The 15,862-nt window shown below is 43.1% G+C and carries 9 protein-coding genes; all 9 read left to right on the forward strand.

Annotated elements, in window-relative coordinates; all coding sequences use genetic code 11:
• The first annotated feature begins 204 nt into the window (after positions 1–204).
• The 9 genes from ACW6QP_RS04070 (at position 205) to bglX (ending at position 15,524) form a co-directional block, all read left to right on the forward strand.
• On the forward strand, positions 205–3,207 hold the full coding sequence (locus ACW6QP_RS04070) for a SusC/RagA family TonB-linked outer membrane protein (protein WP_457909566.1): 3,003 nt from the start codon (positions 205–207) through the stop codon (positions 3,205–3,207).
• 10 nt (positions 3,208–3,217) lie between these two features.
• Complete coding sequence (locus ACW6QP_RS04075; RefSeq protein ID WP_457909567.1) at positions 3,218–4,780, forward strand: RagB/SusD family nutrient uptake outer membrane protein; 1,563 nt, start codon at positions 3,218–3,220, stop codon at positions 4,778–4,780.
• Between the two features lie 4 nt (positions 4,781–4,784).
• Positions 4,785–6,503 (forward strand): LamG-like jellyroll fold domain-containing protein, encoded by a 1,719-nt coding sequence (locus tag ACW6QP_RS04080; RefSeq protein WP_457909568.1) that lies wholly within the window; start codon positions 4,785–4,787, stop codon positions 6,501–6,503.
• Positions 6,504–6,676: 173 nt separating this feature from the next.
• Positions 6,677–8,014, forward strand: coding sequence for a glucoamylase family protein (locus ACW6QP_RS04085; protein WP_457909569.1), 1,338 nt, complete (start codon positions 6,677–6,679; stop codon positions 8,012–8,014).
• A gap of 21 nt (positions 8,015–8,035) precedes the next feature.
• On the forward strand, positions 8,036–9,400 hold the full coding sequence (locus tag ACW6QP_RS04090; protein ID WP_457909570.1) for a glucoamylase family protein: 1,365 nt from the start codon (positions 8,036–8,038) through the stop codon (positions 9,398–9,400).
• Between the two features lie 146 nt (positions 9,401–9,546).
• Positions 9,547–10,533, forward strand: a complete 987-nt coding sequence (locus ACW6QP_RS04095) for a metallophosphoesterase (protein ID WP_457909571.1) — start codon at positions 9,547–9,549, stop codon at positions 10,531–10,533.
• Between the two features lie 68 nt (positions 10,534–10,601).
• The gene (locus ACW6QP_RS04100) at positions 10,602–11,411 is read left to right on the forward strand and encodes a carboxylesterase family protein (RefSeq protein ID WP_457909572.1); all 810 of its coding nucleotides are present in this window, start codon (positions 10,602–10,604) and stop codon (positions 11,409–11,411) included.
• A complete protein-coding gene (locus tag ACW6QP_RS04105) occupies positions 11,412–13,220 on the forward strand; it encodes a family 43 glycosylhydrolase (protein ID WP_457909573.1) in 1,809 nt (602 codons plus the stop codon).
• Between the two features lie 30 nt (positions 13,221–13,250).
• The gene (gene bglX / locus ACW6QP_RS04110; RefSeq protein WP_457909574.1) at positions 13,251–15,524 is read left to right on the forward strand and encodes a beta-glucosidase BglX; all 2,274 of its coding nucleotides are present in this window, start codon (positions 13,251–13,253) and stop codon (positions 15,522–15,524) included.
• Positions 15,525–15,862 lie beyond the last annotated feature (338 nt).

Consider the following 15,862-nt stretch of genomic DNA (forward strand, 5'->3'; position numbering starts at 1 on the left):
TAAACCCTGTAAAAATCACCACAACATTACTACTACATTATAAAAATTTAACTTAAATATTTTACTTCACTTCTGGGTTAGTTGTCTGTTTTTCAGTAAATTGAATGGGATTTTTCTTTGTAGTAGCAGTTGTGTACTACATCGTTTGCGTAAAAAGCCTTTCTGGGCTTATCTTTCAGTAAAATTCAGTAAAAATCCGACCCTATGAAATTTAAATTATTTACTCTTTTAATCCTGCTATTTGGCTTCAATGCCTTCGCGCAGGATACAAAAAATGTTAGCGGGGTGATTACCGACCCCAGTGGAATGCCTTTGCCGGGTGCAGAGGTTAAAGTCGTCGATAAAAACATCTTTGATGTCACAGATTTCGACGGAAACTTCAGCCTTGAAAATGTGGTGGAAGGTGATGTGTTTAGAGTTACATTTTTGGGTTTTGCGGCTCAGGAGATAACAATAGGCGCAGGCAATGAGTATAATGTAACACTGCAGGAAGATGCAGGACAACTGGACGAAGTGGTAGTTGTAGGTTATGGTACTCAAACCAAACGTGACCTTACCGGTTCTATCGCCACCATACAAGCCGAGGAAATTGAAAAAACGCCTACTGCAAACGTAATGCAGTCTTTACAGGGGAAAGTATCGGGTGTGCAGATTGTAAACGCCGGTTCTCCCGGAGATTCGCCAACTGTGCGAATTCGTGGTTTGGGAACTTTTGGAGATGCTACCAATGTGCTATATGTAGTAGATGGTACTTTATACGATAATATAGACTTTTTGAATACCAAAGACATTAAGAGTGTCAATGTACTAAAAGATGCATCTTCTTCTGCTATTTATGGGGTGCGTGCTGCAAACGGAGTTGTGATTATCGAAACCAAATCGGGTAGAAAAAACCAAAAAGTTCAGTTTGAGTATGATGGATACACCGGGATTCAGAGAGCTCAAAATGTTGTGAAACTGGCCAATACCGAGCAGTTTTATACTATGGCGCTTGAATCTGGTTCTCAGGCCGATGTAAACTTTATCAACAACGCCATTCAGCGATACGGGCGTAGTCGTATCAATCCTAATGTTCCAGATGTAAATACCGATTGGTACAAAGAAATTTTGCGACATGGTTTAATACAAAACCATAGTATCTCGGCCAATGGTGGAGGAGAGAGAGTTGCTTATGCTCTTGGTGCCAACTATACCGAGCAGGAAGGTATCCTGGATATGAAGAACAACTACGAACGATTCAATATTCGTTCAAAAATTGATGTGGATATTACCGATCGTCTTAAAGCCGGAGTAAATACCATATTTAGTAACGCTACCAAGTTTGTTCCTGAGAATGGCGCCTGGTTCCGTGCCTATTTTGCGGTTCCTGTAATGCCTGTTATAGATGAAACCAACACCCAAGCGGGGCCGACTCGTTACTCCAATGCTCAGAATCTTGGATACAGAGGTACTCAAAACCCTTTCCAGGATATGGCCTATAATGAGAACAGACAGAAAATCAGAAAGTTGATGACTACCATGTTTGTTCAATATGATATTATTGAAGACAAGTTAGACTTTAAAACTACTTATAGTCATGACTTTTCCAGCCTTGAAATTAGAGAGGTGAATTTACCATATACTCTTGGAAATAATTTTGAAAGACGATCAAGTATTAAGAGGGAAAATAATAATTTTTCCAATCAGTTTTGGGATAATGTATTAACCTATCAGGATAGTTTTGGAGATCACGATCTTACGGCAATGTTGGGAGCTTCCTTTAGAGACGAGGCAAGAAATGAGTTCGAAGCTACCGGATTTGATATTACCGGGATAAGCCTGGATACCAGCTGGTATTTAGATTTTGCCGATCAGGATTCCTTCAGTAATAACGTAAGCGAAATAGGAAGAAGATTCTACGGAATTTCTTACTTCGGAAGAATCGCCTATGATTATAAAGATAAATATCTATTATACGCTACGCTTAGAGCCGATGGTTCTTCAAAATTCACCAGAGACCCCTGGGGATATTTCCCATCTGTAGGTTTAGGTTGGGTAGTGTCTGATGAAGAATTTATGTCTGGCGCCGACTTCCTTGATTTCTTTAAATTAAGAGCGAGCTGGGGTAGACTGGGTAACGATAATGTTGCTGCCAGTGCAGGGTCAAATACCATTAACGTAATTACTACTCCAATAGGAAATCAACCCCGGCCTGGATTAACTGCAACCAGTGTATTTTCAAATAATACCTGGGAGGTGATCGAAGAAAGAAACTTTGGTTTTGATCTTGAAACTTTAGGGAACAGGCTATCTGTAAATGGAGACTATTATATAAGAGATACTCATGATGCGATTTTGCCGGTATATATTCCTATTGTAAACCGAAGTGTTGACAGAAATTCTGGTACTATAAGAAACCAGGGTCTGGAATTAAGCGCCAGCTGGAACCACCAGGTTTCAGAAGATTTTAGCTATAGAATTGGAGCAAATTTTACCACTCTAAAAAATGAGGCTATTTCTATTGAAGATGATAGAGGTTATATAGATTCAGGTTCGGCTGAATTTCGTCAGAGAACAATACTTGGCGGACCTTTATTAGGATTTTACGGTTACGAAAGAGTAGGTGTTTATCAGAACCAGCAGCAAATCGATAACGATCCTGTAGCTGTGGCCAATAACCTGCAGCCAGGAGACCTAATTTACCGCGACCAGAATGGAGATGGTATTATCGACGATGCAGATAGGGTGATTCTGGGCTCATTCCTTCCAAAGTATACTTTTGGAGGAAATATTGGAATGATGTATAAAAACTGGGAATTCTCTATGGATTTCTACGGACAAACCGGGAACAAGATCCTTAACCGTAAGCGTGGAGAAATCATCTTTACTCAGGACACCAATATGGATGCCGATTTGGCAATTAACAGATGGCACGGTGAAGGTACCAGTAATTCGTATCCTTCTTCTGCCGGGTTAAGAAAAGCCTGGAACCAGAGATTAAGCGATTTTTGGGTAGAAGATGGAGATTTCTTCAGAATTCAAAATGTGCAGATTGCTTATAATATCGTAAGCGAAGGCCTGCCACGTACCAGAATTTACTTCACTGCAGAAAAGCCGGTTTCGATTTTTAACTACAACGGGTTTAACCCTGAAGTTCCAGATGGAGTAGACAGACAAACCTATCCGGTGCCTGCAATTTACACCCTGGGTGTTAATTTAAAATTCTAAAAAAAATATTATGAAAAGATATAGTTCAATAAAAATAGTAATGCTTTCCCTCTTAATGGGGGTAGGATTTGTTTCCTGCCACGACAAGTTAGACGTGCGTGAGGGACAATTAGATACGGGCGACCTTGATTATACCGATGCCAGTACCATGATTCAGCCGCTTATAGGTTCTTATTATGAATTGGCAACCCGTGGATGGGAAGAACCACTTTTGCTTGGAGTTCGTGGAGATGACGTAAATGCAGGTGGGCTTGGAGACCAACAGCCTTTTGCCGATACCGACATTTTTATTTATGATAAAGATTACTGGATGTACAATTCCCTTTGGAATGTACATTACAATGATATCATTAATATGAATACGGCTATCTTACAACTTGAAAATTTCAAGGAGTTTGCCAACGAGACCGATGCTGCCCGTGCCGACCAGTATATCGCCGAAATTATGGTGATGAGAGCCTGGTTGCACTTTAACCTGGCCAGAGTTTGGGAAGATGTATTTATCATCACTTCAAACCAGCCCGAGGAAGAACTCCAAATGGGAGTTTCTTCCAAAGCTGAAATTATGCAGTTTATTTCAGACGAGATGGATATGGCCATAGAAGACCTTCCGGCTGTAAGGCCTAATGAGCGCACCGATGTGATGGGTGGCGTAACCCGTTACACCGCTTATGCTATGAAAGCTTTGGCTCACCAGGAACTGGAGAATTATCAGGAAGTAGCCAATGCGGCCGGGGAAATCATTGCTTCAGGGAAATTCTCGCTATATCCTGATTTTTACCAGCTTTTCAAAAAGCCGGGTGAATTGAGCAATGAGAGTCTTTTTGAGTTGCAATATTCAGATTATGGAACTCCTTCAGGAAATGAGCTATATCATAACTACGCACCATTTGGACCACAAAACTGGACTCCAGCAAGGGAGAACGCAACAAGTGGATGGGGCTTTTATGAGCCAAGTTTAAAATTCATCAAATTCATGTTAGATCGTGATGAAGAAGTAAGACTTTCTACAAGTGTGCTATTTACCAATCGCGGAATCGCAGAGCTTGAAGCCGATGGCTATACCGATCTTCCTTCGTTTGTAAACAATACCACTCCTTCAGGTGACGTGATTAACGACTTCGAAAGAGCTATTTTTTCAAGTGGGAAGCATTATCTGCCTTCAACCCAGTTAACCGATGGTAGGAATACTTATGGCGCCGGAAAGAATTTAATTCTTATTCGTTATGCTGAAGTGCTTTTGATGTATGCTGAAGCCATCACCCTGGGAGCGAACCCAACCAGCATCTCTGCCGATGAAGCCGTGAACCTGGTAAGAAACCGTGCGGATATGCCCTCTATTAGCGGGGTAACCCATCAGGATGTTTTGGATGAGAAGTTTGCTGAGCTGGCGATGGAATGGGGAATTAGATATTTTGATATGATTCGCCACGATAAATATGAGGAATTAAGCTATGATGGCAGAAGCTTTAATGCAGGTTTGGAATACCTTCCTTATCCTCAGGCTCAGATCGATGCATTGCCACTTCAGGCAAATGCATTAATGAATTCAATATTAAACCAGCAAAACTAGAAGTATGAAAAATTATATAAAATCCGTTTTTGGACTCTTATTTCTCGCTGTGGGTTTTGCCTCTTGTGAGTATGATGGAATTGACCCGCTAACACAAATAGACCCGGGGCCCGATGCAGGGGCTCCAGAGATTAATATTCAATCTCCCAGCGATGGGGCTACCATCCAGGTACCTCAAGCTGTAGCCTCGGTAAATATTCGTTTTGAAGTTATAGACGATATTGAAGTAGATCATATTGAAGTATTGGTAAATGGAAATCAAATCGCTACTTACGATGATTTCCTGGATTACCGAATCGTAAAGGAACAGCTTACTTTCGACCAGGTGACCAATGGAGAGCATACGCTAACCATAAATGCAACCGATATTGCCGGGAATACTACCACAAAATCGGTTAGCTTTAGCAAAGAGCCTCCATATACTCCAAGATATGCAGGTGAATTTTTCTATATGCCGTTTAACGGGGATTTCATGGAACTTGTAAATATTTATGAGGCTGAAGAAACCGGAAGCCCTGCAATTACCGGAAACTCTTATTTAGGTTCTGGCGCTTATCTTGGTGCTGAAGGAGCTTATATAGATGTTCCTTTGAACCAGGAAGACCTTGGTGGTGAATTCACAGGTGTATTTTGGTATAAAATGAGTGCCGAAGCAGATCGTGCGGGCATACTTGTAGCGGGTGCTAATGAAGAGCGCCAGCAAGGATTTAGATTATTCAGAGAAGGTAATGCCGAATCTCAAACCATTAAATTAAACGTGGGAACCGGAAGCGGGGAAAGCTGGAATGATGGCGGCTCTGTACCGGTTAATGGAGAATGGGTGCATATTGCTTTTAGTATAACCCCTTCTCAAAGTATATTGTATGTGAACGGAATGCCTATCAATACCGGAAATCTAACCGGAGCAATAGATTGGACGGGCGTAGAGCAATTAACCATTGGCGCCGGGGGTGAAACCTTTAGCTACTGGAATCATAACTCAGATGTTAACAGTGTGATCGATGAGCTTAGGTTATTCGACCGCGCTATGACTCAGGCTGAAATTCAGGATCTTATCAATGCATCTTCTATCACTTTAGATATGCCATTTGATGGAAATTACAATGATCTTGTGGCCAATCGTGAGGTAACCGAAGTTGGCTCTCCAGGTTTTGCCGGGGAGAGTGTTGCAGGTAGCAATGCCTATGCCGGTGCCGAGGGCGCATATTTAACAATGCCTTCTGCCGGGCTTTTAGGTGAGGAATTTAGTGCTACTATGTGGTATAAATTAAACGCCAGCCCCAACCGCGCGGGAATCATCGTGGTAGGTCCTGAAGATGCCGATAGCCCTGATGCGCAGAATGACAGAACCTCAGGATTCAGATTCTTCCGTGAAAATGGAGCTGAAGGCCACCAGCGCTTTAAATTGAATGTTGGTGACGGAAGTGCCGATACCTGGGTAGATGGTGGAACAGCAGCCGATGTTCCTAACGACGCAGGATGGGTTCACCTGGCCTTCACTATATCTCAATCTACTGCCATCGTTTACATTAACGGTGAGCCGGTGAGAGAATCTTCTTTTGGAGGAATCGACTGGACAGGAACCGATATAGTTTCCATTATGTCGGGCGCTCCTCGTTTTACTGAATGGGGACACCTTTCAGACCAGAGTTATTTGGATGAGTTGCGTTTTTACAACAAAGTCCTGACTCAGGAAGATATTCAGGCCGCAATGGGCGAGTAATTTAAAATAAAGAGGCTGACTCAGGATTTGTCTTGCTGTCAGCCTCTTTTTTAAATTTTCCACTAAAAATTCTATGTGGAAAGTTCAGTTTTCAAAATATAATACGAACAATTTATAAGTTTTTAACCTCTTCAAATTGTGGGGGGAGGATACTCATTTTTAAAGATCTGGCTATGCTGAGAGTTTTTTATGTATTGGGAATGTTAATGATCTTTTCGGCCTGTTCTAACGATTCTGGCCCCGGATATCAGGAACCTTATATTCCGGGAGCAGATAAGGATAAAGATAACGTAGAGGTACTTGACGATGACGAACTACTGGAAAAAGTTCAGCAGACTACTTTTAAATATTTCTGGGAATTTGCCGGCACCAATTCTGGTTTGGCAAAAGAACGGTCCCAGGCTGAAGCCTATGGCGGTCAGGGAGACAATATAGTGACTATGGGTGGCTCAGGCTTTGGAATCGCCGCCTTTCCAGTTGCGGTTGAACGCGGCTGGATTAGCCGAAACCAGGCCGTACAAAGACTCGACAAAATCCTTAATTTTTTGGAAAACGTGCCTACCTATCACGGCGCTTTTTCCCACTGGTATCTGGATGATTCAGGGGAAACCAGAGCTTTCAGTGAAAAGGATAATGGAGGCGATCTGGTCGAAACCGCATTTTTAATGCAGGGACTTTTAATTGCCCGCCAGTATTTTTCCGAAGAAGAAGATTTAAACGCACGAATTACTGCTCTCTGGGAAGCCGTGGAATGGGATTGGTACACCCAGGGCGAAAATGTGCTTTACTGGCACTGGTCTCCAAATTTTGGATTCCAGATGAACCTGCCCATAAGAGGCTGGAATGAATCTCTAATCGTATATGTTTTGGCAGCCGGCTCACCCACACATCCTATTGAACCTGAAATTTATCATCAGGGCTGGGCTTCAAACGGAAATATGGTGAATAACCGCCAGCATTATGGTATAGATCTCCCACTGGGGCCAGCCTATGGAGGTCCTTTATTCTTTGCGCATTATTCATTTATTGGTTTAGACCCAAGAAATCTTAGCGATCAATATGCGCATTATTTTGAACAGAATCGGGCTCATAGCCTTATTCATTATAATTACGCGATAGATAATCCGAGAAATTTTGAAGGTTATGGAGAAAACAGCTGGGGTTTTACCGCCAGCGATAATTACGAAGGTTACTCAGCTCACAGTCCCGCCAACGATTTGGGCGTGATCACTCCAACGGCAGCCTTGTCTTCATTTCCTTATACTCCTGAAGAATCTATGAAAGCCCTTCGCTATTTCTACGAAGAAATGGGAGATGAGCTTTGGGGACCTTATGGCTTTTACGATGCTTTTTCTGAAGAAGAAAACTGGGTGGCCGATGGCTACCTGGCGATCGATCAGGGACCCATAATTTCAATGATCGAAAATCACAGAACCGGACTGCTTTGGAATTTGTTTATGGCCGATGAAGAAGTGCAGCGAGGCCTCGACCGATTAAATTTTAATTATTAATTATCCGAAAATCCAATTTATATGAACACTTTAAGACTTAGCCTACTCCTATTAGTTTTGATTGCCGGAGTGAGTTGTAAGAATGATAAAAAAACCGAACCCGAAGTTGAAAGTGAGGCAACCTTAAGCGATGAAGCCTTGCTGGACACCGTTCAGAAACAGACTTTAAAATATTTCTGGGAATATGCCGAGCCAAATTCAGGAATGGCACGTGAACGCTGGCATCCCGACGGGGAATATCCAAAAAATGATGCGCACGTGGTGACCACCGGAGGCTCCGGTTTTGGCCTTATGGCCATAGTTTCGGGAATGGAGCGGGAATGGATCGATCGTGATTCAGCAGTGGCCCGTTTAGATAAAATTGCCGATTTCCTGGACAATGCACCCAGGTTTCACGGGGTTTGGTCACACTGGTTAAATGGTGAAACCGGAGATGTTCAGGCTTTTAGCGACAAAGATAATGGAGGCGATATTGTAGAAACTTCCTTCCTGGCCCAGGGATTTATCGTGGTTCGGGAATATTTAAAAGACGGTAACGAACAGGAACAGGCCGTGGCTCAAAAATACGATGAGCTTTGGAATGGGATCGAATGGAACTGGTACACCAACAATAAAGATGGAATTTATTGGCACTGGTCTCCCGATTATGAGTGGGAAATGGACTTTATGATTGAAGGTTATAATGAATGTCTCATCACATACGTTATGGCCGCTTCTTCTCCAGAGCACGCTATAGACGCCGATGCCTACCATAAAGGCTGGGCCCGTGGCGGCGACATAGTAACCGATGTGGAAGCTTATGGCTTGCCGCTTATTTTAAAACACAACACTCGTGGCGACAAGGGAGGTCCCTTATTCTGGGCACATTATTCTTACCTGGGGCTTAATCCCACTGGTCTGGAAGATAAATATGCCAATTACTGGGACTTAAATGTGAACCATAGTTTGATCAACTATAATTATTGCGTAGAGAACCCTAAAGGTTTTGAAACCTATAATGAGAATTCCTGGGGTCTCACTGCCAGTTACACCAGAAATGAAGATGACGGCATAGGTTATACTGCCCATTCTCCAGATACTGACAGGGGTGTGGTTTCTCCAACCGCTGCAATAAGCTCTATCCCTTATACTCCTGAAGAATCGCTTCGTGCAATGCGTTATTTCTATGAAGAACAAAACGATTTGCTTTGGGGACCTGCCGGTTTTTATGATGCCTACAGCCTGGAAGGTGAAGACTGGGCTGCCCAGCGCTACCTTGCCATAGACCAGGGCCCGCAGGTGGTTATGATTGAGAATTATCGTACCGGACTTATCTGGGACCTGTTTATGCAGGCTCCTGAGGTACAGGAAGGATTGGAAAGATTAGGATTTACAGTTTCTGAATAGGATGATCTGGACCTGCAAGGTTTTTAAAACCTTGTAGGTCTCGAAGAAAACCTTAAATCCAAACCTGACAGGTTTTTAAAACCTGTCAGGTTTAACACAGAAAGACCTTCATAGCCATCGAGACTATGAAGTTCAAAAAATAAAAAATGAAAAACAGACTATTATATCTTATCACTTTGATTTTGTTGATTTTTCTGATGCTGCCTTTATCATTGCTGGCCCAGGAAGAATCATTTGAGATCGTGGTGCTGCCAGATACTCAAACTTATGTAGAAGAATATCCCGAAATCTATTTGAAGCAGATGCAATGGCTGGCAGATAATAGAGACAGATTTTCTTTTGTGATGCATGTAGGTGATATCACCCAGAATAATAATCAGGAGGAATGGGAAATTGCAAAAAAAGGTTTTGAACTTCTTGACGGCATTTTACCCTATGCTTTTGCTTTGGGTAATCACGATATGGGTAGTGAGGCCGGGAAATTTGCCGATACCCGAAATACCGCTATGGCCAATAAATTCTTTTCTCCGGATGAAATGCAAAATCTTGTAGCCTCTTTTCCGCAAGGAACTGTAGATAATCTTTTACAGGAATTTACTGCTGAAGGTCAAAAATGGATGGTTTTATCGTTGGAATTCGGTCCGAGAAATAAAACCCTGGACTGGGCTAACGAGATGATCGCAAAATTCCCCGATCATAACTTTATTATGGTCACTCACGCCCACGTTTATGAGGATAATACCCATCACGATGGCGAAGATTGGTGGCTGCCCGAAAATTATGGGATAGGAAAAGATACCGGGGCAGAAAGCCCGAATAATGGCGGAGAGGTTTGGGAAGAAATGCTGAAAAAGCATCCTAATGTGAAATTGGTCTTTTCCGGGCATATTCTTAAATCTGGGGTAGGTACCCTGGTAAGCGAGGGAATAAATGGCAATAAGGTATACCAGATGCTCGCAAACTATCAGAAAGGAGTGGAAGGTTCAGAAAATGGGGGTAACGGATTTCTTCGAATCCTGGAAATCTACCCTGGAAAGGGAAAAATCGAGGTGAAAACTTATTCCCCTGTGCTAGATGAATATAAGGAGGAGGAAGAACAACAGTTCAGTTTTGAAAATGTAGAATTTCAATAGACCTGCAAGGTTTTCAAAACCTTGTAAGTCTCAATAACCAAACCTGTTAGGTTTAAAAAATAAAAGAAATGAAAAATAGATTGTTAATCGCATCGGTGGTTTTTCTGATCACTCTTGTTAGTGCACCATTTTCAACTAAAGCTCAGGAAAAAGAAGACTTCAAAAAAGAGCATTTTATAAAAGATGGAGATACGTTGAAGTATCGCATCCTTTTTCCGAAGAATTTTTCTGAAGAAAATGAATATCCTGTGGTTTTATTTCTGCACGGTGCCGGCGAACGGGGAAACGACAATGAAGCTCAACTCACCCACGGCAGTAAATTATTTCTAGAAAAACAGGAAGAATTTCCCGCCATCGTGATCTTTCCGCAGGCGCCTAAAGAAGATTACTGGGCAAAAGTTGAAGTAAAAAGGGATACGATTCCTTTTCAGTTCGATTTTATGAATGAAAAACCGGCCACAAAATCTTTACAATTAGTAATGGATTTAATGGAAAAAATTTCTTCAGAAGATATTGTAAATAGAGATCGAATTTATTTGGGCGGCCTCTCAATGGGTGGAATGGGCACCTTCGAGTTGCTTTATAAAAAACCTGAAATGTTCGCCGCAGCCTTTGCCATTTGCGGTGGTGCTAATCCTGAAATCGCCAAAGATTACCGCAAAGGTTTCAATATTTGGCTTTTCCATGGAGAGAAAGACGATGTGGTGCCGCCAGATAATTCTAAAAAAATGGCAAGAATGATCAACCACTATGGCGGGAACGCGAAACTCTCGCTTTATCCCGATGACAATCACAACAGCTGGGATTCAGCCTTTGCCGAGCCTCATTTATTGCCCTGGTTGTTCTCGCATAGTCTGGAAAATGAAAATAATAAATAGATGAAAAATTTCAGAAATATATTTGCAGGTACGGCTTTGCTTCTTAGCGGTTTTCTTTCTGCTCAGGAAGAGATCGTTCCCGAAACTTATATCAATCCGCTGGATATTGATTATACCTATATGGTTTATAATTCCAGCAAGAATATTTCCTACCGCTCGGGCGCCGATCCTGCAGTAATTGAATTTCAGGGCGAATATTATATGTTCGTTACCCGCTCTTTTGGCTACTGGCATTCCAAAGATTTGATCAACTGGGAATTCATTAAACCCAAACAATGGTTTTTTGAAGGTTCCAACGCGCCAACCGCCTTTAACTACAAGGATTTGCTGGTGTATTTTGCAGGTGATCCCGCAGGATATGGCAGTATACTTTATACCGATAATCCAAAAAAAGGGGAGTGGACTCCAACGGCTTCCATTTCCACAAATATCCAGGATTCCGAATTATTTATCGATGATGACGGCAAAACCTATTTGTATTGGGGATCGTCGAATGTGCATCCGCTAAAGGTGAAAATGCTCGATAAAGACGATCGTTTTCTAGAAACCGGAGTGGAGAAAGAACTCATCAACCTTGTGGAAGAAGAACACGGCTGGGAGCGCTTTGGAGAGAACAATTTTCATCCTACTTTAAAAGAAGGTTATATGGAAGGCGCCTCGATGACCAAGCATAACGGCAAATATTATTTGCAATATGCTGCGCCTGGCACTCAATTCAATGTGTATGCCGATGCGGCCTATGTGGGAGATTCTCCCCTGGGGCCTTTTGAATATATGAAAAATAACCCGATGAGCTTTAAACCCGGAGGCTTTGCCAATGGAGCGGGCCACGGGATTACAGTTCAACAAACCAACGGGCAATACTGGCATTTCGGGACGGTGGCCCTGGCTTCCAATTCACACTGGGAACGCAGGCTCAATATGTTTCCAACTTATTTTGATGAAGATGGCCTGATGTACGCCCTTACCAGTTATGGAGATTATCCGTTATATGGCCCGAATCACCCTACAAAGGCCGGGCTTCATAATGGCTGGATGTTGCTCTCGTATAAAGGAAAAGCTACTGTTTCTTCTTCGATGAAACAAATTAGAAAAAGCACCTCTACCGATGGTGAATTCGATATCACCGAAATGCCCCTGGAGAAAAATTCTGAAGGAAAAATTATTTCGAAAGTGCTTACCGATGAAAGTCCGAAATCTTTCTGGGTTGCCGAAGCCAATAATGATGAGCAATGGGTGGAGATCGAGATGCTAAATCCCGGGAATATTTATGCTTTTCAGCTGAATTTTCACGATGAAGAATCTGGTATTTATACCCGAACCGAAGGGTTACGCCACAGGTTTACTTTGGAAGTTTCCGAAGATGGAAAGAACTGGGAAACCGTAGTAGACCGAAGCAAAAGTTTTAAAGACGCCCCAAATGCTTACCTGCCGCTGAATCAGCCTGTAAAAGGGAAGTATGTGCGCTACAATAATATCGAGGTGCCGGGCAATAATTTTGCCTTATCTGAAATCAGGGTTTTTGGAAAAGGTTTTGGTAAAAAGCCGGCTAAGGTTAGAGGTTTTGAGATTAAACGCCAGGAAGACCGAAGAGATGCTGCTTTCACCTGGAATCCGGTGAAGGGAGCCCAGGGTTACAATATTCGCTGGGGAATTGCGCCCGATAAATTATACCACGGCTGGTTGATCTATGATGCAAACGAACATTTTATGCGCAACCTGGACCGGGACACCGAATATTACTTTCAAATCGAAGCCTTTAATGAAAATGGAATTTCAGATCGTTCTGAGATTATTCACGTAGAATAAAAATTTTGTTGATTAATAAACCAAATGAAAATGAGAAAGATTTATCTGTCAATTAGCCTTTTCCTTATGGCCGGAGCCTTTGCGCTTCACGCCCAGGAGCGTATTCCGAAAGTAGAAGAGCTATTAGAAAAAATGACGCTGGAAGAAAAAATTGGCCAGCTAAACCTGCTCACTCCGGGTGGAGGGGTTGCTACCGGATCGGTGGTGAGTGAAGATGTGGAAGCCAAAATACGAGCCGGGAACGTAGGAGGAGTTTTTGGAGTGTCCAGCCCTGAAAGAGTACGACAGGCCCAGGAACTTGCCGTAAAGAATTCCAGATTGGGGATTCCGCTGCTAATCGGGTCTGATGTGATTCACGGATATAAAACTACTTTCCCAATTCCGCTGGGAATTTCAGCGAGCTGGGATATGGAGCTTATCAAGCAGACCGCTCAGGTAGCTGCCAAAGAAGCTACTGCCGATGGGATTAACTGGAATTTCTCTCCAATGGTAGATATCGCCCGGGACCCTCGTTGGGGCCGCGTAGCCGAAGGTGCCGGGGAAGATCCGTTTTTAGGTGCCCAGGTGGCCAGGGCTATGGTAGAAGGTTACCAGGGTGAAGATCTTACCCAACCTCATACCATGCTTTCAACCGTAAAACATATGGCACTGTATGGCGCTGCTGAAGGTGGTCGTGACTACAACAGCGTTGATATGAGCAAACTTAGAATGTACAACGAATATATGCCTCCTTATAAGGCCGCTGTAGATGCGGGAGTAGCCAGCGTGATGACTTCTTTTAACGATATTCACGGGGTGCCTGCTTCAGGAAATAAATGGTTATTAACCGATTTGCTTCGTGGAGAATGGGGCTTTGAAGGCTTCGTGGTTTCCGATTATACTTCGGTAAATGAAATGATCGCCCACGGGCTGGGAGACCTGCAGGCTGTTTCGGCTTTGGCGATCAATGCCGGGCTGGATATGGATATGGTTGGAGAAGGTTTTCTAACCACGCTGAAGAAATCGGTAGAAGAAGGAAAAGTTTCCGAAGAAACCATCACCACTGCAGCCAGGAGAATTTTGGAGGCTAAACATAAACTCGGGCTTTTAGATGATCCTTACCGCTATTCAGACGAGAGCCGCCCTGAAAAAGATATCCTTTCAGACGAAAATCGTCAACTTGCCAGAAAAGTAGCTGCCAGAGCTGCCGTGCTTCTTAAGAAAGATGCCGGGGTACTTCCGCTTAAAAAGGATGCTAAAATTGCATTGATTGGGCCCTTGGCCAACGATCAAACCAATATGCTGGGAACCTGGGCGCCAACCGGGGATCATAAGCTTTCAATCCCGGTGTTGAAAGGAATTAAAAATGTAGTTCCACAGGCTAAGGTGACATTTGCCAAAGGAGCGAACATCAGCGATGACAAACAATTTGCTGAAAATGTAAATGCCCTGGGTCCAAAAATTCTATATTCTGAAGAAACCCCGGAAGAATTGCTGGAAGAGGCCCTTGAAGTTGCCAATGCCGCCGATGTAGTCGTAGCTGTAGTGGGAGAAGCCAGTGAAATGAGTGGAGAATCTTCTAACAGAACCGACATTAGAATTCCCGATAGCCAGAAAGAACTTATTCGTCAATTGGCCGCCACCAGCAAGCCCGTGGTGTTAGTGCTTATGAGCGGTCGCCCGCTGGATATTTCGGAGGAGATGAAGTTGCCCGTAGATATACTTCAGGTGTGGCACCCCGGGGTTGAGGCCGGAAATGCTATCGCCGATTTGATCTTCGGAAACTATAATCCGTCGGGAAAACTTACGATGAGTTGGCCTCATAGCGTAGGGCAAATCCCGGTTTATTACAGCAGAAAAATAACCGGAAGACCGGGACCTTCAGATACCGAATTTCAGAAGTTTAAATCCAACTATTTGGATGCGCCAAATTCAGCATTACTTCCATTTGGATATGGGCTAAGCTATACAGCATTTGAATATTCTGAAGCCAAAGTAGATAAGGAAAGCATTAGTGGAGAGGAAACCCTTACAATCTCGGTTGAGGTAACCAATACCGGAGATTATGAGGGGGAAGAAGTGGTGCAGTTATACACCCACGATAAGGTGAGAAGCATCACTCCTCCCGGGAAAGAATTGAAAGGTTTTAAAAAGATTTCGCTGAAAAAAGGGGAGAGCAAAACCGTAGAATTTGAGCTTAGCCGCGAGGATCTGAAATTCTACAATGCCGAACTTGACTACGTAGTGGAACCGGGTGAATTTGAATTTTTCGTGGGAGGAAGCTCTGCCGGGGAATTCACAGGAAGTTTTCGTGTAGAGGAATAATATTTTTTGAAATAAAGGTTCCGGGGTACCCTACTGCCCCAGGGATTGTTAAATCCCGTCGATTTTCCGGCGGGATTTTTTGTTTTTATGAATTTTGAGAGTAGGAGGAATGATTTTTTATGAAGAATTATGCCGCTCCTACGGAGCTCCAAAGTTGCTAAGACGTTCGCTTCTATAAATATTTCGCCCCTACGGGGCTTGGACGTGACTTCAAAAAGTTGCAGTATTTCAAAGCCTCAGTTAAAAACAAACCTGACAGGTCTTCAAGACCTGTCAGGTTTATCACCTCTAAAGGAACTGGAAGTTCTCCCAGGTAAAATTCAGCCTCATCGAGGCGG

It is taken from the genome of Salegentibacter haimaensis, assembly GCF_054121495.1.